Raw genomic sequence first — 17,957 nt, forward strand, 5'->3', positions numbered from 1 at the left:
GAGGGAGGCCGGCGATGGGCTCAGGCGCCGGCGCGGGCCAGTTTCCGGGTCACGGAGGCTTTCCGGGCAGTCAGCAGCATGTCCACGGTCAGCACCAGGAGTGCCAGCCACACCACGCCGAAGCCGATCCAGCGGTCCGTCGTCATGGCTTCCCTGAACACGGTCAGCGCCACGATGAACTGCAGCACGGGGGCGAAGTACTGCAGCAGGCCGATCGTCGTCATCGGCAGCCGGCGGGCGGAAGCGCCGAAGAACAGCAGAGGGACGGCGGTGATGATGCCGGATGCGGCCAGCAGCCAGAAATGCCCGGCGCCGTTGGAGCCCAGCGTGGCTGTTCCGCTGACCGCGAGGAGGATCATGGTGGCGGCGGCCAGCGGCGCGAGCACGATCGTTTCCACGGTGAGGCTGGTGATCGCGTCCGCCCGCGGGCCCACGCGCTTCTTGACGAAGCCGTACAGTCCGAAGCTCAGCGCCAGCGTCAGGGCGATCCAGGGTAGTTTGCCGTAGGAGGCCGTCAGCACGCCCACGGCAATGAAGCCGATTCCGACGGCGGCCCACTGCAGCGGCCGGAGCCTCTCCTTCAGGACAAAGACGCCCAGCAAGACGGAGACCAGCGGGTTGATGAAGTAGCCCAGGGAGGCCTCCACGGCCTGGCCGGTGGTCACGCCGTAGGTGTAGGTCAGCCAGTTCACTGCTATCAGGGCGGCGGCGATGGCGAGCGGGCCGATCACCGTGCGGTTCCGGAATGCGGCTCCCAGCACCCGCCAGGACCGGGTGATGGTGATCAGCAGGACGCAGAACAGCAGGGACCAGACCACCCGGTTGGCTACGATCTCGACGGCGCCGGCCGGTGCCAGCACAAAGAAGTACAGGGGCAGCAGCCCCCACAGTCCGTAGGCTCCGATGCCGAACAGGATCCCCGCCGTCGTCTCCTTGTCCACTGCCTTGAGGGCCGGGGGCCCCGTGGCGGTCAGCGGGGCTGGGGAGAAGGATCCGACGGGTTTAGGCACAAGATCAATAACACCATCTGTGGTGCCCCTATTCCTGCGTTTGGGCCGGTGCCGGTACGCGGATCCCTGCGATCTCGGTCACGGCGGGCCCCACGCGATCCGGCGGACATTTAGAATAGGGGACTGTGCGCTGCATGTGCTGGCGCAGTCTCTAAGACTCAGAAGGGCTCCCGGTGTCCAACTCGGCCGAATCCACCTCCAAACGTCCCCTCCGTGTTGCGATTGTCGGCGCCGGACCGGCCGGCGTCTACGCCGCGGACATCCTGACGAAGTCCAATGAGGTCAAGGACGGCGATTTCGAGGTCAGCATCGACCTCTTCGAGGCGTACCCCGCGCCGTACGGACTGATCCGCTACGGCGTGGCCCCGGACCACCCGCGGATCAAGGGGATTGTTAACGCGCTGCATAAGGTCCTGGACCGCGGCGATATCCGGTTCCTCGGAAACGTCACCTACGGCCGCGACTTGAGCCTGCATGATTTCCGCGCCTTCTACGACGCCGTCATTTTCTCCACGGGTGCTATCAAGGACGCGGAGCTGGACATCCCGGGGATCGGACTCGAGGGCTCCTTCGGCGGGGCGGACTTCGTCTCCTGGTACGACGGCCACCCGGACGTGTCCCGGGAGTGGCCGCTGGAGGCCAAGGAGATAGCGGTGATCGGCAACGGCAATGTGGCCCTGGACGTGGCCCGCATGCTGGTCAAGCACGCGGACGAACTGCTGGTCACGGAGATCCCGGAAAACGTCTACCGGGCGCTCAAGAATTCCCCTGTCACCGACGTGCACGTGTTCGGTCGGCGCGGCCCGGCGCAGGTGAAGTTCACCCCGCTGGAGCTGCGCGAACTCAGCCATGCCAAGGACGTGGATATCATCCTGTACCCGGAGGACTTCGAATTCGACGACGCTTCGGACGAGGCCATCCGCAGCAACAACCAGATCAGGACCATGGTCAACACCCTCACCAACTGGCTGGTGGAGGAACACGCCGAGGCCGAGGTCCCGTCGTCCAGGCGGCTGCACCTGCACTTCCTGCACAGCCCCGTCGAAATTTATGCGGATGACTCCGCGGAGGGCGACACCTCCGGTACAGGCAAAGTAGGCAAGGTCGCCGGGATCAAGTTCGAGCGCATGCAGCTGGACGGCGCGGGCAACGTCCAAGGCACGGGGGAGTTCCTCGACTACCCGGTCCAGGCCGTTTACCGCGCCATCGGCTACCACGGTTCACCGCTGGACGAGCTGGAATACGACGCCCGCCGCGGCGTCGTCCCCAATGAAGGCGGCCGGGTGCTCGACGCCGAGGGAAATCCCGTCCCCGGGATCTATGCCACGGGCTGGATCAAGCGCGGGCCCGTGGGGCTGATCGGCCACACCAAGGGCGACGCGCTGGAAACCATCGGCTTCCTGCTGGAAGACCGGTTGACCCTCCCGCCGGCCAAGAACCCGGATCCGCAAGCCATCATCGAGCTGCTGGAAAAGCGCGGGATCGAATACACCAACTGGGAAGGCTGGATCAAGCTCGATGCCCATGAGCTCGCCCTCGGTGCCGAGTGGTCGGCGTCCGAGGAAGCCGGCGTCGAGCGGGAGCGCATCAAAGTGGTGCCCCGCGAAGACATGGTCGAGATCTCCCGGGGCTCGTCCAAAGGCTAGCCCGAGGCGTCCGGGCCGAGGGCCTGGGGCCGCCGCGGGAATCCCGTCGCCGGTGAACTCGTCCCGGCGGGACCGGTGTGACAGCAGGTCCCGTCCCGGGGTTCCGTTCCCAAACTCCCCGGACGGAACTAGACTGGACCAGACGAGGCGTGCCTCCGGCACGCCGTCGCGCCCGTCCGGTGGGAGTTCAATGAGGAATCTGATCCATCCGGCAGCTCCCAATGGTTACCCCAATGGTTACACCGCGGAACTGCGCCAGAAGTATGCCAGTGCGGCCCATGAGCAGCTGGATGCCCGCGGGCTGGTGTTCCCCGAAGCGCAGCAGCTGCCCGGGCTCAGCCGCCTGATCCAGGAGTCATGGCGGCGCTCCGCCCGGCTGCACGCCAATCCGGACAACCCGGAGGCCCCGCTGGCCATGGACCGCGAGGAACTCGAAGAATACCGGCGGCAGCATCCGCTGGCCGCGATCATGCCGGTGATCCACAAGCTCCTGGTCCTGCCGAGCCATGACAGCGGGATGCTGGTTGCTGTCGGCGACGAGCTGGGCCGCCTGCTCTGGGTGGAAGGCGACGCCGCCATGCGGCGCCGCGCCGAAGGCATGATGTTTGTTCCGGGGGCCGACTGGTCCGAGGCCACCGTGGGTACGAGTGCGCCGGGCACCGCCCTGGCCCTGGGCCGCGGGATCCAGATCTCGGGCGCCGAACACTACAAGCGCTCCGTCCACTCGTGGAGCTGCACGGCGGTGCCGTTCCATGACCCCGATTCCGGCGCCTTGCTCGGCGTCGTGGACATCACCGGTACGGAGTCCGCGGTGGCGCCGCACACACTCTCCCTTGTGGAAGCCACCGTAGCCGCGGCCCAGGCGCATCTGCGGGTGGAGCGGCTCCAGCTGGCCGCCGCCCAGCAGCCGGCGTCCTTGCGGCGCCGGAACACGGCATCCGCTGCAAGGACGGGCCAAGGCGGCGCAACGGCAGGCAGGGACGCCGCCAGCCTGTACCGCAACAGCCTTCAGTTGCTGGGCCGTGACCAGGCCCTGCTCAGCATCGACGGCCGCACCGTGGCCCTGTCGGCCCGGCACAGCGAGATCCTGGCCCTGCTCACCACCCATCCTGAAGGGCTGAACGCCGAGGAACTCTGCGCCGTGCTCTACCCGGGGGACGCCTCCACCATGACGCTGCGGGCCGAGATGGTGCGGCTGCGCAAGGTCCTTCAGCAGCTCAACCCCGGCGCGGTCCCGGAGTCGCGCCCCTACCGGCTGCCGCTGGACCTCGTTCCGGACTCCGGCCAGGTGCTCAAGTGTCTGCAGCGCGGCGCCCACCGGATCGCCCTGGAAATCTACCGCGGCGCAGTGCTGCCCCGTTCGGAGGCTCCCGGCATCGTGGAGCTCCGGAGCAGGGTCTCCTCCCTGATGCGCGAGGCCCTGCTGACGGACGGCAGCGCCGAGTCGCTCCTGAAGTACGCTGAGCTGCCCGAGGCCAGGGACGACGTCGGGGTCCGGACTGCGGCGCTGAAGCTGCTGGCGCCCCGCTCGCCCAAGCGGGCCGCTGTCGTCGCCGACCTGGAACGGCTGGAAACCGAACTCAGCGCCTGATACCGGCCGCGGTTTAGTGATCCGGCTCACACTCGTGCAACCTGACTGCAACCTTGCGACTCCTACGCTGGTGGGAACGGAGACAGCAAACATCTTGCCGCCGCCATCTTGCACAGCAAAGGAGCTAGCAATGACTGTTTACGCCCAGCCCGGTACCGAGGGCTCGAAGGTCACCTTCAAGGACCGCTACGAGAACTGGATCGGCGGAGAGTGGGTTGCCCCGGTCAAGGGCCAGTACTTCGAGAACATCACCCCCGTCACCGGAAAGGCCTTCTGCGAGGTCGCCCGCGGCACCGCCGAGGACATTGAGCTGGCACTGGACGCCGCCCACAAGATCGCCCCCTCCTGGGGCAAGACCTCCGTCGCCGAACGCGCCGCCATCCTGAACAAGATCGCCGACCGGATCGACGAGAACACCGAGATGCTCGCCGTCGCCGAATCATGGGACAACGGCAAGCCGATCCGCGAAACCCTCAACGCCGACATTCCGCTGGCCGCCGACCACTTCCGCTACTTCGCGTCCGCCGTCCGCGCCCAGGAAGGCCGGCTGTCGCAGCTCGACGACGACACCACCGCCTACCACTATCACGAGCCGCTCGGCGTCGTCGGCCAGATCATCCCCTGGAACTTCCCGATCCTGATGGCCGTCTGGAAGCTCGCCCCGGCCCTCGCCGCCGGCAACGCCGTCGTGCTGAAGCCGGCTGAGCAGACGCCGACCTCGATCCTCGTGCTGATGGAACTCATCGGCGATCTGCTGCCCGCCGGCGTTCTCAACGTGGTCAACGGATTCGGTGTGGAGGCAGGCAAGCCGCTGGCATCGAGCCCTCGGATCCGCAAGATCGCCTTTACCGGCGAGACCACCACGGGCCGGCTGATCAGTCAGTACGCCAGCCAGAACCTGATCCCGGTCACCCTGGAGCTCGGAGGCAAGAGCCCCAACATCTTCTTCAACGACGTCGCCGACTCCAACGACGCCTTCTACGACAAGGCACAGGAAGGCTTCGCGCTCTTCGCCTTCAACCAGGGCGAGGTCTGCACCTGCCCGTCCCGCGCCCTGGTGCAGGACGACATCTACGATTCCTTCATGGCCGACGCAGTGGCCCGAGTGGAAAAGATCATCCAGGGCAACCCGCTGGACACCGAGACCCAGCTCGGCGCCCAGGCCTCCAACGACCAGCTGGAGAAGATCCTCTCCTACATCGACATCGGCAAGCAGGAGGGCGCCAAGCTGCTCACCGGCGGTGCCCGCGCCGAGCTGCCCGGGGATCTGGCCGGCGGCTACTACGTCCAGCCCACCATCTTCGAAGGCCACAACAAGATGCGGATCTTCCAGGAGGAGATCTTCGGCCCGGTGGTGTCCGTGACGCGCTTCAGCGACTACGACGACGCCATGGGCATCGCCAACGACACCCTCTACGGCCTCGGCGCCGGCGTCTGGTCCCGCAACGGCAACGTCGCCTACCGTGCCGGCCGCGAGATCCAGGCCGGCCGCGTGTGGGTCAACAACTACCACGCCTACCCGGCGGGGGCCGCGTTCGGCGGCTACAAGTCCTCCGGCATCGGCCGTGAAAACCACTCCATGATGCTGGACCACTACCAGCAGACCAAGAACCTCCTGGTCAGCTACAACGAAAACAAGCTCGGCTTCTTCTAAGCCGAACTGAACCCGGGCGGGGGCGGATCAAGACTGGTCTGCCCCCGCCCCTACCACTTGTGCGCCTACTCGGAAGAAACCGGCTCCCTGCACACGCCTGAACGACACCCACGCTTGACTACGTAAGGATTTAGCCAATGACGACGACAATGACGACGACGACAATGCAGGCCGCAGTAGTAACCGAATTCGGCAAGGACCTGCAGATCCAGACCCTCCCCGTTCCCGTACCGGGCCGGGGGGAGGCGCTGGTCAAGGTACTGACGACCGGTGTCTGCCACACGGACCTCCACGCGGCCGAGGGGGACTGGCCGGTGAAGCCGACCCCGCCGTTTGTGCCCGGCCACGAAGGCGTGGGTGAGGTCGTTGCCCTCGGCGAGGGTGTCACGGACCTGGCCGTCGGAGACCTCGTCGGCAACGCGTGGCTCTGGTCCGCCTGCGGCGACTGCCAGTACTGCCGCACCGGCTGGGAGACCCTGTGCGAGGCGCAGCAGAACGCCGGCTACAGCGTCGACGGATCCTTTGGCGAGTACATGCTGGTGGACAGCCGGTTCGCGGCCCGGATTCCGGCCGGCTCGGACCCCGTCGAGGTGGCCCCGGTGCTCTGTGCCGGAGTGACCGTCTACAAGGGACTGAAGATGACCGAGGCCCGGCCGGGCCAGTGGGTCACCATCTCCGGGATCGGCGGACTCGGCCACATCGCCGTCCAGTACGCGGTTGCCATGGGCCTTCGTGTCGCCGCGGTGGACATCGCCGACGACAAGCTCGCCCTGGCCAAGAAGCACGGTGCGGAGCTGACGGTCAATGCGCTGCGCGAGGATCCCGCCGAAGTCATCCAGCGCGAAACCGGAGGTTGCCATGGGGTCCTGGTCACGGCGGTGCACCCGTCAGCGTTCGGCCAGGCGATCGGGATGGCCCGCCGCGGCGGAACGATCGTGTTCAACGGCCTGCCGCCGGGCGACTTCCCGGCGCCGATCTTTGAGATTGTGCTCAAGGGCCTGACCGTCCGCGGATCCATTGTCGGAACGCGGCAGGACCTGGAGGAGGCCCTGGAATTCTATGCCCAGGGCAAGATCCACCCCACGGTCTCCACGAGGGAGCTCTCCGAAGTCAATGCCGTCCTTGACGAAATGAAGCACGCCAAGATCGACGGCCGCGTGGTCATTAAGTTCTGATGAAGGGAAGGCTCTGATGCCAGGGACAAAGCTCGACGCCGCCGTGACGCGACCCGGGGAGGACTTCTCCCGGGTGGCGCTCACCCCGGAGGCGGTTGAACTGCTGCGCAAGCTGTCGATCCAGCATGGACCGCTGATGTTTCATCAGTCCGGCGGCTGCTGCGACGGTTCCTCGCCGATGTGTTATCCCGCCGGGGAGTTCATCACTGGGGACTCGGACGTGCTGCTGGGCCTGTTCGACATTTCGGACGGGCTGCGGCCCCAGCCGGTGGAGTTCTGGATGTCCAAGGAGCAGTTCAACTACTGGAGCCACACACACCTGACCGTGGATGTAGTCCCGGGCAGGGGCAGCGGCTTCTCGGTGGAAGCGCCCGAGGGCAAACGGTTCCTGATCCGGTCCACCCTGATGGACTGGCCGGTCTAAGCCGGAGCGAACCAAGACGGAGCGGGCTGTGCAGGCGGGATCTGCACAGCCCGCTGGCGTCTCACCATGTGGGACAAAAATGGCCGTCCAATGGATGGACACTAATATGGATAGGTCTGTTTCCAACGAGCTATCGAAATTGTGGACTTTCCTATGAACCTTTTCCGGACCAAATCCATCGAGCAGTCCATGTCGGACGCCGATGAACCCGGACGCAAGCTGAAGCGCTCGCTGAGCACCTGGGACCTGATGATCATGGGTGTCGCCGTCGCTGTCGGCGCAGGCATCTTCTCCGTCGGCGCCAAGGCTGCCGCGAATTTCTCCGGACCCGCAGTGACCATCTCCTTCGCCATCGCCGCCGTCACCTGTGCCCTCGCCATCATGTGCTACGCCGAGTTTGCCACGGCGATCCCCGTGGCCGGCTCCGCCTACGTCTTCACCTACGCGACCATGGGGGAAATCCTCGCGTGGATCGTCGGCTGGAACCTGATCCTCGAACTCTTCACGGCAGGCGCCGTGATCGCGAAGTACTGGGGCATCTACCTCAGCAAGGTCTTCGCGCTCATGGGAGTGGACATTCCGCCGTCGATCCCCCTCGGCGGCGTGGACCTCTACTGGGGCGCCTTCCTCATCGTTGCCATCTTCACCGTGCTGCTGGTGCTCGGCACAAAGCTGTCCGCCCGCGTCGGCAACGTCTTCACGCTGATCAAGATCGGCGTCGTGCTCTTCGTCATTGTGGTCGGCTTCAGCTACGTGAAGTTCGAGAACTACGCGCCGTTCGTGCCGGCATCCCAGCCCACCGGAGGCACCGGGACCGCTGACGTCCTCAAGCAGTCCTTCTTCGGCTTCCTGACCGGTGCGGCCCCGGCCCAGTACGGAACGCTCGGCATCTTCGCCGGCGCCGCGCTCGTCTTCTTCGCCTTCATCGGTTTCGATGTGGTGGCCACCTCGGCCGAAGAGGTCAAGAACCCGCAGAAGACGCTGCCGCGCGGCATCTTCGGCGGCCTGGCGATCGTCACGGTGCTTTACATCCTGGTGTCCCTGGCCCTGACCGGCATGGTGTCCTATACCCAGCTGGCGGAGGCGAAGAACCCGACGCTCACCACCGCCTTCGAGGCCGTGGGCAACACTGATGCCGCTAAGGTCATCGCGTTCGGCTCGCTCGTGGGCCTCACCACGGTGATCATGGTGCTCCTCATGGGGCTCTCCCGTGTGGTTCTGGCCATGAGCCGCGACGGCCTGCTGCCGCGCTCCCTGTCCAAGACCGGCACCGTCCGTGCGACGCCGGCCCGCCTGCAGATCATCTGCGGCGCTGGCGTTGCCGTCGTCGCCGGCCTGACCAACGTGGACCTGCTGGAGGAAATGATCAACATCGGCACGCTGTCCGCCTTCGTGATGGTCAGCCTGGGCATCATGGTGCTGCGGAAGAAGCGCCCGGACCTGAAGCCGTCCTTCCGCGTCCCGTTCGGCAAGGTGCTGCCAATCGTTTCTGCCGTGCTGTGCCTCTACCTGATGACCAACCTCGCGGTGGAGACGTGGATCTTCTTCGCGATCTGGCTTGTCATCGGCGTCATCATCTACTTCTCTTACGGCCAGCGCCACTCCCGGCTGAATGAGAAGTTCGCGGAGGCCAGGGCGGCCGTCAACGGCGCCGCCGACAAGGCCGATGAAAACGGAACGCACTCGGACGAGGACGTGCTCACCCGCGCCTGACCTGTACAGGCCACGTCCGAGCGAGAGTAGCCGGCGCACTCCAAGATGGAGTCATGGCCCGCCCACTGGCTGATAATCCAGGGGATCCTAGCGGACTTCGCGGACACCGACACCCGGCTGTTCACCGCGGCGTTCTACGGGCTGCAGTTCGACTTTGTGGTGAATAACCAACCCGAGGAAGCCAGCAAGGCCTTTGACCTGATGATGCTGGTCTTCTTCAACAACCTGGACCGGCGCCTGGCCACCGGGGGCCAGCACATCTGAGCCCGTCCCGCCTCACGGCGGGGCGTAGCGGCCGATCCACTCCACAAGGGGCCGCAGTTCTTCCCAGCGCCGGGCCACTTCATCCGCTGCGCCGGGCGTGGCGAGCCAGTCGGGCCGGCCCACGTTGACACCGGCCGTGAGTGATTTGCGCTTCAGCAGTGCCGCCCGCGGATGGTCTTTGTCGAAGCCCCGCGGAACGGTTTTCAGGCTCTCGCCCTCCACTGCGAAGCCCGCTGTTTCAACCCCTTGCACAATCCCCTGCAGTGCCTCGCCGCTGTCCTGGGCATCGACGGCGCTGCGGAAGCGTGCCAGCTGGGCCGGCGAATGCGTATGGCAGCCCCCGCCGATGAGCAGGCCGTCGGCGCTGAGCTGGAGGTAGAAGCCCACGCCTTCCGCAGCCGATGCGAAGGCGCCCTGCGCGGTCTTATACGGAGACTTGTCCGGCGAAAACCGGATGTCCCGGTTCGGCCGGAAGAGCCTCGACTCACCGAAGTGCGGCTCCAATTCGGCAAGCAGCAGGGTCAGCGGTTCCTTCACAGCGGCGTCATAGACGGCCTTGTGTTCCAGCCACCAGCCGCGGTTGTTGTTGTCTTCAAGATCGGAATAGAACCGGAAGGCGGCATCCGGAATGCCTGCGAATGAGGTCATGCCTGAATCCTAGGGACGAGGCGTGCGTCCTGGCGAGGGGTTGCGGAGCGGATGTGGATAAAGGCAAAACACCCCGCCACGGAAATCCGTAGCGGGGTGTTTTAGCGGCCGGACTCAGCCGCCGCCCGGGGCGGCAAACTCAGCGGCCGGCCTCGGCGGCAACAGGGCGATCAGACCTTGTTGGCGGCCTCGGCGTCGGACTCAGTCTGGCCGGCGCCCAGGTTGGCGCGCAGCTTGGCGCCGAAATCGGCGTCGACGTTGGTCCAGTACTGGATAGCGCGTTCCTTGATGTCGGCGCTCTTGACGCCGCTGACGGCACCGGTGACGGTCTCCAGCAGGCGGGCTTTCTCGCCGTCGTTGTACACGTCGCGGTAAAGCGCGCCGGCCTGGCCGAAGTCGCTGTCCGCGGCGTGCAGGGAGTGCGCGGAGAGCGTCAGCTCGCCGTCGTTCTCCCAGCCGCCAACCGGGTTCTGCGGCTCCAGGGCAGCCGGTCCGCCGAGGGAGTTCGGTGCGTACACGGGAACCGAAGGGGCATTGAAATGGTAGCGCCCCGCGCCGTCCTGGCTGTAGTTGTTGACCTGGCTCTTGGGCAGGTTCACCGGGAGCTGGGCGTGGTTGGTGCCGACGCGGTAGCGGTGTGCGTCCGCGTAGGAGAAGATGCGGGCCTGCAGCATCTTGTCCGGGGAGGCGGCGATGCCCGGCACGAAGTTCGACGGCGCGAAGGTGGCCTGCTCGATCTGCGCGAAGTAGTTCTCCGGGTTGCGGTTCAGCTCCATGGTGCCGACCTTGATCAGCGGGTAGTCCGCGTGCGGCCAGACCTTGGTGAGGTCGAACGGGTTGAAGCGGTAGCTCTTGGCGTCCTCGTAGGGCATGACCTGGACGTGCAGGTCCCAGGACGGGAAGTTGCCGGCGGCAATGCTTTCCTGCAGGTCGCGGATGTAGAAGTCCCCGTCCGAGCCGGCCAGTACCTCGGCCTCGTCGCCCGTGATGGACTTGACACCCTGGTTGGACTTGAAGTGGTACTTGACCCAGAAGCGCTCGCCCTCGGCGTTGATCCACTGGTAGGTGTGCGAGCCGTAGCCCTGCATTTCGCGCCAGGAGGCCGGCAGGCCGCGGTCACCCATGAGCCAGGTGACCTGGTGCGCGGACTCGGGGGAGAGGGTCCAGAAGTCCCACTGCATGTCCGCATCGCGAAGGTGGGTGCCCGGGAGGCGCTTCTGCGAGTGGATGAAGTCCGGGAACTTGATGCCGTCGCGGATGAAGAACACCGGGGTGTTGTTGCCGACGAGGTCGTAGTTGCCCTCGGTGGTGTAGAACTTCACGGCGAAACCGCGGGGGTCGCGCCAGGTGTCGGGCGAGCCTGCTTCGCCGGCAACGGAGGAGAAGCGGATGAGCATCTCCGTCTCGGTGCCCGGCTGGAACAGCGCGGCCTTGGTGTACTTCGAGACGTCCTCGGAGGTCGTGAACGTACCGAAGGCGCCGCCGCCCTTGGCGTGCACAACGCGCTCCGGGACGCGCTCGCGGTTGAACTGGGCGAGCTTCTCGATGAGGTAGTGATCGGTCAGGATGATCGCGCCGTCGGCGCCGACAGCCTGCGAGTGGGCGTCGGAAGTGACGGGGGCACCGGACTGTGTGGTGGACACGGCGGGCGCAGAGATGTTCTCAGTCATCTTTCTCCTTCTGGTTGGGTTTCTTAGTTTCGTTCGGAGGGAAGTTGTTGGGTGCGCTGGCAGTCCTGGCAGATGCCCTGATACAGGACGTCAGCGATCTGGATGGTCATCGGCTTGGCGTCCGCATCCCAGTGCGGAGTGAGGCAGGGCGCGTGGCCCACGGCGCATTCGACGTCCTCGACCCGGCCGCAGCTGATGCAGACGGCGTGGTGGTGGTTGTCTCCCACCCGCGTTTCGTACAGGGCGGGGGAGTGCGGGGGCTCGAAGCGGCGCAGCATCTGCAGTTCGGTGAGGTCGCCCAGGACCACATAAACGGACTGTGCGGTCAGCTCGGGCAGTTCCTTCCGTGCGGCGGCCAGGATTGCTTCTGCAGGGGAGTGCGGGTGGTGCTCGACGGCGGCCAGCACGGCCAGGCGCTGCTTGGTCACCCGGCGGCCGCGGGCATGCAGGGCGGCGGCCCATGCTTCGTGGGTGCCCGAGGAATCCGTCATGCCCCCATTCAAGCACTTATTGTGATTTCCTAACAATAAGGCAAGGCTTACTACGTCTGCCCACGTCACAGGACAGCCCGCCCTCGCCGCTAGAGTTGCCCGGTGGGGAAATTTCTGGCGGACATCACGCCTTTGCGCGAGAGTCCGGCCTTCCGCCGTCTATGGCTGGGGTCCGCCGTCTCGGCCCTGGGCAGCCAGCTGACCCTCGTAGCCGTCAGCCTGGAAGTGTACAGCCTGACGCAGGACAGTCTCTACGTTGGCCTGCTCAGCATCTTCGCCCTCGTCCCGCTGGTGTTCGGTGGCCTGCTGGGCGGATCGATCGCGGACGCCCATGACCGCCGCAAGGTGGCACTGTTGGCCTCCTCCGTACTATGGCTGACCACCGCCTGCCTGGCCCTCCAGGCGTGGCTGCAGTTCGGCAACGTCTGGCTGTTGTACGTGCTTGTGGCGGTGCAGAGCGGGGCGCAGGCCATCAACCAGCCGGCCCGCAGCGCCATCATCCCGGTATTGGTCCGCAAGGAGCTGCTGCCGGCGGCCAACGCCTTGAGCCTGATGAGCTTCGGCCTGACCATGACCGCCGGGCCGCTGCTGGCCGGGGTGCTCGTGGCGTGGATCGGCTTCGGCTGGACCTACACGATCGACGTCTTCAGTTTCGCCTTCGCCTTCTGGGCCCTGCTGAAGCTGCCGCCCATGCCGCCGGGACAGCATGCCCGCCCCGCGGGGTTGCGCTCCGTCGTCGAGGGCTTCCGGTTCCTGGGCACCCGGCCCAACCTGCGCATGACCTTCATCATCGACCTCGTGGCCATGATCTTCGCCCAGCCCCGGGCGCTGCTGCCGGCGATCGGCGTGTTGGTGATCGGCGGCGGGGAGGCCACCGTGGGCATCCTGCTGGCTTCCACGGCCGTGGGCGCGTTCCTGGCCGGCCTCTTCTCCGGCCCGCTGGGCGCCGTCCGCCGGCAGGGCACCGCCGTCGTGTGGTCCGTCATGGGCTGGGGCGCCTCGATCGCGGGCTTCGGCCTGGTGGTGGTGCTCGCCGGCCGTTCCGGTGGCGACGGCGCGACGTTGTGGCTGCTGCCCGCCGCCCTGTGCTGCGCGCTGGCCGGCATCGCGGATTCCGTCAGCGCCGTCTTCCGCACCACCATCCTGCAGGCCTCCGCCCCGGACCATCTGCGCGGACGGCTGCAGGGCGTGTTCGTCGTCGTGGTGGCAGGCGGCCCCCGGATCGGGGACATGCTCGCCGGCGGCGCGACTAAACTTCTGAGTGAAGGCTGGGTCCTGCTGCTGGGCGGGCTGCTGTGCATCGCCGTGGCGCGGACGGTGGCGCATCTGCAGTCGGGGTTCCTGAGGTACGACGCACGGAACCCGGTCCCGTAGCGGTTCGTTTCCTAAGAGAGATCCCGGACAACCACAGCCGGGAGCACGGCGTGGGAGGAACAGTGCATCAGCATCACAACGGACTGAAGACCGCGGCCCTTTTCGGAGTGCTGTGGGCGGTGCTGCTTGCCCTGGGCGCGCTGATCGGATCGAGCCTGCGCAGCGCAGCCCCCATCTGGATCATGGCCCTGGTCGGGGTCGGGACCACGGCGTACGGCTACTGGAACAGCGACAAGATCGCCATCCGGTCCATGCAGGCGTACCCCGTGACGGAGGCCGAGGCGCCACAGCTCTACGAGATCGTCCGGGAGCTGTCCGTCCGGGCCAACCAGCCGATGCCGCGGATCTACCTCTCGCCCACCATGGCGCCGAACGCCTTCGCCACTGGCCGTAACCCGCAGAACGCGGCCGTGTGCTGCACCGAGGGCATCCTCCGGCTGCTCGATGCCCGCGAGCTCCGTGGCGTCCTGGGGCATGAACTCATGCACGTCTACAACCGGGACATCCTGACGTCCTCGGTGGCCGCCGCCGTCGCCGGTGTGATCACCTCGGTGGGCCAGATGCTGCTGTTCTTCGGCGGCGGCGAGCGGCGCAACGGGAACCCGCTGGCCATGATCGCCATGGCGCTGCTGGCCCCGTTCGCGGCCTCGCTGATCCAGATGGCCATCTCCCGCACGCGGGAGTTCGACGCCGACGAGGACGGTTCGTCGCTCACAGGAGACCCGCTGGCGCTCGCCTCCGCCCTGCGCAAGATCGAGCAGGGCGTGCAGCTGGCGCCGCTGCCGCAGGACCAGCGGCTTGTGAACACCTCGCATCTGATGATCGCCAACCCGTTCCGGGGCGGCGGCATGGTGAAGCTGTTTGCGACGCATCCGCCGATGAGCGAGAGGATCGGCCGCCTGGAGCGGATGGCCGGCCGGCCGCTGGGCTAGTTATCCAGCAGGCGCGGCGCCGCCATCGGCTAGCTGCGGAAGTTCACGAACTGCAGATCGGCCTCGTCGAAGCCTTTCAGCAGATTCATGGTCTCCTGCAGGTCATCGCGGGACTTGGACGTCACGCGCAGCTCGTCGCCCTGGATCTGCGACTTGACGGACTTGGGGGCCTCGTCCCGGATGAGCTTGTTGATCTTCTTGGCGAGGTCCTGGGCAATGCCTTCCTTGATGGTGGCTTCCAGCCGGAATTCCTTGCCGGAGGCGTACGGCTCGCCCGTGTCCAGGGACTTCAGCGAGATGCCGCGGCGGATGAGCTTTGACTGCAGCACGTCCAGAACGGCGAGCACCCGCTCCTCGGAGTTGGCTTTCATGAGGATCGTCTCGCCGCTGAAGTCAACCTCGGCGCCGACGCCTTTGAAGTCGTAGCGCTGGACCAGTTCCTTCTGTGCCTGGTGCAGCGCGTTGGCGACTTCCTGTTTGTCTACCTTACTGACGACGTCGAATGTGGATTCGCCTGCCATGACTGTCCTCCTAGTGATTGCCCAAATGATTGCCGGGGTGCCTGTTGAAAGGCTGTGATGTCTGCATTCCAGCCTAGTACGGATGCCCCCGATGTGAAGTCCGGCCGGCGATCGCCGCGGTTCACAGTCCTCCCATTTCACAGCCCACTCAAAGCTGGGACAGGGCGGGAACGAAGCTTCGCTGTCCAGAGTTGCAAGGGTTGGAAGAACTGCTCGAAAGGCAATAAACATGCACCGCAAGGCTGTCCGGTATGTCACCCGCTCCGCTGCCGCCGCTGCCGGCACCATAGCCACGGCGGCGACGTCGGTGGCCGCCGCCGCACTGGCTGCCTCCATCATCCTGAGTCCGGCCGCCGACGCATCCGCCCGGATGGACGGTGTCCATGCGGATCTGGCCCGCGCGGTCCAGCTGAACCAGGTCACGGAAGAGCAGGCGGCCAGATTCGAGGCGAAACTGGCGGGGCGCATCCTCGGAGATGCCTGATATTCCGGGCTTTTTGGACCGGCGGGGCGCCGATTCGATTCTTCGGCGGAAGTTCTGTAAAGTTGTCTTGCCCGCGGTTGCTGGAAGCGGAACGGACTGGAAACAGGCGTTCTGACCATGGAAGCCACGAGTGATCTTCTTTTGAAGTTCGGCAGATTACCCGAGCGGCCAAAGGGGGCTGACTGTAAATCAGCTGGCAACGCCTACGGGGGTTCGAATCCCTCATCTGCCACCCTCGGAAAAGCCTCCGGAACCATCAGGTTCCGGAGGCTTTTTCTTTGCCCTTTCCCTCCGGTTCCCGGGCCGCGGTGGCGCGCCCTTCCGCGCGGGCCGGGGAACCGCTTTACTGCGAGGTGATGCAGCACAGGCAGGGGGAACCATGAAGCCCAAGGGAACATGGCAGATCGCAGTGGGCAGCCTTGCCCTGGCTGCCACCCTGTTCGTCCTGCCGTCGCCGCTGTTCAAGTGGCATCCGGCATTGCCGGCCCGGGCGCAGTAGCCCTGTTCGTTATCGGAGTGGCCTTGCTTGCCGGCGGACTCGGTGTTTTGGCGCTTGGGCTGCGGAAGCGATCCCGCGACCTGCATACCGCCCGCAGCTACGCGACCAGGGAGCTGTCCGCGTCGGACGAGGACCGTCCGGTGAACCCCTATGCGTTGCCGAACTCCTACGGGGCGGTTTGGCCGATTATTCCACACGTTTGATTAAGCAAGTGGCCCATTCCGGCGGGCGGCTTCCCGGGGGTTCGGTATAGTGCCCGTCATGGATGATAAGGCGATTCTGCACCGCTACCTGCGCACCCGGCGTGCCGACCTCCTCGCCAAGCTCGACGGGCTCGGCGAGTACGATGCCCGCAGGCCGCTGACGCCGACCGGAACCAGCCTTCTGGGCCTGGTTAAGCATGTGGCGAGCGTCGAAGTCGGATACTTCGGCGACGTGTTCGGGCGGCCCGGCAACCTGGACCTGCCCTGGCTGGCCGACGGCGCCGAACCGGACGCCGATATGTGGGCGACACCGGAGGAATCCCGGGAGCAGATCATCGAGCTGCACCGGCGGTCGGCCGCGCATAGCGATGCCACCATCGATGAACTGCCGCTCGATGCGCCCGGTGAGGTTCCGTGGTGGCCGGAAGAGCGGCGGCACGTGACCCTCCACCAGATCCTGGTGCACATGTGCGTCGAGACCGCCCAGCACCTCGGGCACGCCGACATTCTCCGGGAGCTGATCGACGGCACGGCAGGGCAGCGCCCGGGCGATCCCAACCAGCCCCAGCGCAGCCCGGAGGAGTGGGCCAGGCACCGGGGCAGGATCGAAGCTGCGGCGCGCGACGCGGCGGCATCGGGCGGCCGGCGCTAGGAAGCCGGCGACGGCGACGACGAGTGTGGCCACGGCGGCGGCAGCGTTCGCCGAAAACCCGGCGCTGCAGTCCGTGGTGCTGCTCGGGATCATCTGCGGCCCGTTTCGGTGCTTGAGGCGGGCATGGCGGCGCTGGGCATCGTCTGCCCGGGGATGCGCGTGAACCGGGACACGCTGCTCACCGAAGCGCTGGCCCGGTCCATGACGCGGGTGCAGGCCAGCCGCTTCGAGCCGCTGCTGGTGACGGACAACGCCGGCCGGTTCGCCGGCGTCGCACGCATGGAACGCATGACCACGGCGCTGACAGCGGCGGGCGAGTAGCTGACGCCGTCAAAGGTTTCCGAGGAGCTGTTCCGTGGCGGGATCGGGCAGACCGCCGAAGTAGTGGTCCAAGACGCCTTGGAACAGTGGTTCATCCGGGGCCGCCCGCAGGAACAACGTCATGGACGAGTGCAGCTTCCGCGCATCGATGCTGCCGAGAATCTGGCCGGCTGTCAGCCCTTGGAGGGCCGCCACGGCCCGGGCGCTGTCGATCAGGCGCGGACCGAGTACCTGATGCCGCAGGTAGGCCCGCGCCTCATCCAATGAAGAGATCGCATACTTGCGGGAGGTCTCGCTGCGCCCAAGGCCGGCAATTTGGGGGAAAATGAACCACATCCAGTGGCTTCTCTTGGTCCCCGAGCGAAGTTCCGTGATGGCTTGCCGGTACGTTCCGTCGGCGTCCTGGGCGGTCACGAACCGTTCAAGATCATAGGGATCATCCAATGTCGCCCTCCGCATCGGTGTCATGTTGCCTTGTTCCAACCTCAATCCGGCCGCCGTCGGCATATCACCGTGCACCGGTTAGCCGGTTCCTGGCGTGGTGGCTGCGGGGCCAGACCGAAACCACTACGGGGGTCCCCCGGGCTCGGCGCAGTTCCGGAGGGCCCCGCGCTCTGGGCCGTCGTGGAGATCCTGGGATTCAAAACCCTCGAGTCATCCAGGCCTCGATGATATCTCCATCATC

The 17,957-nt window shown here is 66.2% G+C and carries 18 protein-coding genes and 1 tRNA gene; 13 read left to right on the forward strand and 6 right to left on the reverse strand.

Going from position 1 to position 17,957, the window contains the following annotated elements; all coding sequences use genetic code 11:
- Positions 1 to 20: 20 nt before the first annotated feature.
- Positions 21 to 1,010: an EamA family transporter RarD gene (gene rarD / locus ACQCSY_RS13730; RefSeq protein ID WP_427129586.1), complete on the reverse strand. Its 990-nt coding sequence runs from the start codon at positions 1,008 to 1,010 to the stop codon at positions 21 to 23.
- A 173-nt stretch (positions 1,011 to 1,183) separates the two neighbouring features.
- Here rarD and ACQCSY_RS13735 point away from each other — a divergent pair, with 173 nt between their 5' ends.
- From ACQCSY_RS13735 to ACQCSY_RS13765, 7 genes are all read left to right on the forward strand, one after another.
- Entirely contained in the window at positions 1,184 to 2,656 is a 1,473-nt protein-coding gene (locus tag ACQCSY_RS13735) for an FAD-dependent oxidoreductase (RefSeq protein ID WP_427129588.1), read from the forward strand.
- 190 nt (positions 2,657 to 2,846) lie between these two features.
- The gene (locus ACQCSY_RS13740) at positions 2,847 to 4,247 is read left to right on the forward strand and encodes a GAF domain-containing protein (protein ID WP_427129590.1); all 1,401 of its coding nucleotides are present in this window, start codon (positions 2,847 to 2,849) and stop codon (positions 4,245 to 4,247) included.
- A 130-nt stretch (positions 4,248 to 4,377) separates the two neighbouring features.
- A complete protein-coding gene (gene exaC, locus ACQCSY_RS13745; RefSeq protein WP_427129592.1) occupies positions 4,378 to 5,901 on the forward strand; it encodes an acetaldehyde dehydrogenase ExaC in 1,524 nt (507 codons plus the stop codon).
- A gap of 164 nt (positions 5,902 to 6,065) precedes the next feature.
- Complete coding sequence (adhP, locus tag ACQCSY_RS13750) at positions 6,066 to 7,076, forward strand: alcohol dehydrogenase AdhP (protein WP_427135594.1); 1,011 nt, start codon at positions 6,066 to 6,068, stop codon at positions 7,074 to 7,076.
- Positions 7,077 to 7,092: 16 nt separating this feature from the next.
- Positions 7,093 to 7,500 carry a DUF779 domain-containing protein gene (locus ACQCSY_RS13755; RefSeq protein WP_427129594.1) on the forward strand — a complete coding sequence of 136 codons (408 nt, stop codon included), beginning with the start codon at positions 7,093 to 7,095 and terminating at the stop codon, positions 7,498 to 7,500.
- Between the two features lie 153 nt (positions 7,501 to 7,653).
- Positions 7,654 to 9,213 (forward strand): APC family permease, encoded by a 1,560-nt coding sequence (locus ACQCSY_RS13760; protein ID WP_427129596.1) that lies wholly within the window; start codon positions 7,654 to 7,656, stop codon positions 9,211 to 9,213.
- A gap of 45 nt (positions 9,214 to 9,258) precedes the next feature.
- The gene (locus tag ACQCSY_RS13765) at positions 9,259 to 9,477 is read left to right on the forward strand and encodes a hypothetical protein (RefSeq protein WP_427129598.1); all 219 of its coding nucleotides are present in this window, start codon (positions 9,259 to 9,261) and stop codon (positions 9,475 to 9,477) included.
- 12 nt (positions 9,478 to 9,489) lie between these two features.
- Here ACQCSY_RS13765 and ACQCSY_RS13770 read toward each other — a convergent pair whose 3' ends face one another.
- From ACQCSY_RS13770 to ACQCSY_RS13780, 3 genes are all read right to left on the reverse strand, one after another.
- The gene (locus ACQCSY_RS13770; RefSeq protein WP_427129600.1) at positions 9,490 to 10,125 is read right to left on the reverse strand and encodes a DUF2461 domain-containing protein; all 636 of its coding nucleotides are present in this window, start codon (positions 10,123 to 10,125) and stop codon (positions 9,490 to 9,492) included.
- Positions 10,126 to 10,295: 170 nt separating this feature from the next.
- Positions 10,296 to 11,795 carry a catalase gene (locus tag ACQCSY_RS13775; protein WP_427129602.1) on the reverse strand — a complete coding sequence of 500 codons (1,500 nt, stop codon included), beginning with the start codon at positions 11,793 to 11,795 and terminating at the stop codon, positions 10,296 to 10,298.
- Between the two features lie 23 nt (positions 11,796 to 11,818).
- Positions 11,819 to 12,286: a Fur family transcriptional regulator gene (locus tag ACQCSY_RS13780; RefSeq protein WP_427129604.1), complete on the reverse strand. Its 468-nt coding sequence runs from the start codon at positions 12,284 to 12,286 to the stop codon at positions 11,819 to 11,821.
- A 102-nt stretch (positions 12,287 to 12,388) separates the two neighbouring features.
- Here ACQCSY_RS13780 and ACQCSY_RS13785 point away from each other — a divergent pair, with 102 nt between their 5' ends.
- Positions 12,389 to 13,660 (forward strand): MFS transporter, encoded by a 1,272-nt coding sequence (locus ACQCSY_RS13785; protein WP_427129606.1) that lies wholly within the window; start codon positions 12,389 to 12,391, stop codon positions 13,658 to 13,660.
- Positions 13,661 to 13,722: 62 nt separating this feature from the next.
- A complete protein-coding gene (gene htpX, locus ACQCSY_RS13790; protein WP_427129608.1) occupies positions 13,723 to 14,592 on the forward strand; it encodes a zinc metalloprotease HtpX in 870 nt (289 codons plus the stop codon).
- A gap of 29 nt (positions 14,593 to 14,621) precedes the next feature.
- Here the strand turns inward: htpX and ACQCSY_RS13795 are convergent, their stop codons facing one another.
- Positions 14,622 to 15,113: a YajQ family cyclic di-GMP-binding protein gene (locus tag ACQCSY_RS13795; RefSeq protein ID WP_427129610.1), complete on the reverse strand. Its 492-nt coding sequence runs from the start codon at positions 15,111 to 15,113 to the stop codon at positions 14,622 to 14,624.
- A 229-nt stretch (positions 15,114 to 15,342) separates the two neighbouring features.
- Between ACQCSY_RS13795 and ACQCSY_RS13800 the strand changes: the two genes are divergently transcribed.
- From ACQCSY_RS13800 to ACQCSY_RS13815, 4 genes are all read left to right on the forward strand, one after another.
- Complete coding sequence (locus ACQCSY_RS13800) at positions 15,343 to 15,597, forward strand: hypothetical protein (RefSeq protein WP_427129612.1); 255 nt, start codon at positions 15,343 to 15,345, stop codon at positions 15,595 to 15,597.
- Positions 15,598 to 15,747: 150 nt separating this feature from the next.
- Positions 15,748 to 15,829 (forward strand) — tRNA-Tyr (locus tag ACQCSY_RS13805).
- Between the two features lie 528 nt (positions 15,830 to 16,357).
- Complete coding sequence (locus tag ACQCSY_RS13810) at positions 16,358 to 16,951, forward strand: DinB family protein (RefSeq protein ID WP_427129614.1); 594 nt, start codon at positions 16,358 to 16,360, stop codon at positions 16,949 to 16,951.
- Between the two features lie 159 nt (positions 16,952 to 17,110).
- Positions 17,111 to 17,272, forward strand: a complete 162-nt coding sequence (locus ACQCSY_RS13815; RefSeq protein ID WP_427129616.1) for a hypothetical protein — start codon at positions 17,111 to 17,113, stop codon at positions 17,270 to 17,272.
- A gap of 9 nt (positions 17,273 to 17,281) precedes the next feature.
- Here the strand turns inward: ACQCSY_RS13815 and ACQCSY_RS13820 are convergent, their stop codons facing one another.
- Complete coding sequence (locus ACQCSY_RS13820) at positions 17,282 to 17,731, reverse strand: DUF1810 domain-containing protein (protein ID WP_427135829.1); 450 nt, start codon at positions 17,729 to 17,731, stop codon at positions 17,282 to 17,284.
- Between the last annotated feature and the right edge of the window lie 226 nt (positions 17,732 to 17,957).

Source organism: Pseudarthrobacter sp. S9 (assembly GCF_050156545.1).
Classification (GTDB): domain Bacteria; phylum Actinomycetota; class Actinomycetes; order Actinomycetales; family Micrococcaceae; genus Arthrobacter.

What these genes read in the sequence shown, in the direction of transcription:
- ACQCSY_RS13740 (WP_427129590.1), top strand. Translation starts at nt 2,847, where the DNA reads ATGAGGAATCTGATCCATCCGGCAGCTCCCAATGGTTACCCCAATGGT.
- exaC (WP_427129592.1), top strand. Translation starts at nt 4,378, where the DNA reads ATGACTGTTTACGCCCAGCCCGGTACCGAGGGCTCGAAGGTCACCTTC.
- adhP (WP_427135594.1), top strand. Translation starts at nt 6,066, where the DNA reads ATGCAGGCCGCAGTAGTAACCGAATTCGGCAAGGACCTGCAGATCCAG.
- ACQCSY_RS13755 (WP_427129594.1), top strand. Translation starts at nt 7,093, where the DNA reads ATGCCAGGGACAAAGCTCGACGCCGCCGTGACGCGACCCGGGGAGGAC.
- ACQCSY_RS13760 (WP_427129596.1), top strand. Translation starts at nt 7,654, where the DNA reads ATGAACCTTTTCCGGACCAAATCCATCGAGCAGTCCATGTCGGACGCC.
- ACQCSY_RS13765 (WP_427129598.1), top strand. Translation starts at nt 9,259, where the DNA reads ATGGAGTCATGGCCCGCCCACTGGCTGATAATCCAGGGGATCCTAGCG.
- ACQCSY_RS13770 (WP_427129600.1), bottom strand. Translation starts at nt 10,125, where the DNA reads ATGACCTCATTCGCAGGCATTCCGGATGCCGCCTTCCGGTTCTATTCC.
- ACQCSY_RS13775 (WP_427129602.1), bottom strand. Translation starts at nt 11,795, where the DNA reads ATGACTGAGAACATCTCTGCGCCCGCCGTGTCCACCACACAGTCCGGT.
- ACQCSY_RS13780 (WP_427129604.1), bottom strand. Translation starts at nt 12,286, where the DNA reads ATGACGGATTCCTCGGGCACCCACGAAGCATGGGCCGCCGCCCTGCAT.
- ACQCSY_RS13795 (WP_427129610.1), bottom strand. Translation starts at nt 15,113, where the DNA reads ATGGCAGGCGAATCCACATTCGACGTCGTCAGTAAGGTAGACAAACAG.
- ACQCSY_RS13800 (WP_427129612.1), top strand. Translation starts at nt 15,343, where the DNA reads ATGCACCGCAAGGCTGTCCGGTATGTCACCCGCTCCGCTGCCGCCGCT.
- ACQCSY_RS13810 (WP_427129614.1), top strand. Translation starts at nt 16,358, where the DNA reads ATGGATGATAAGGCGATTCTGCACCGCTACCTGCGCACCCGGCGTGCC.
- ACQCSY_RS13820 (WP_427135829.1), bottom strand. Translation starts at nt 17,731, where the DNA reads ATGCGGAGGGCGACATTGGATGATCCCTATGATCTTGAACGGTTCGTG.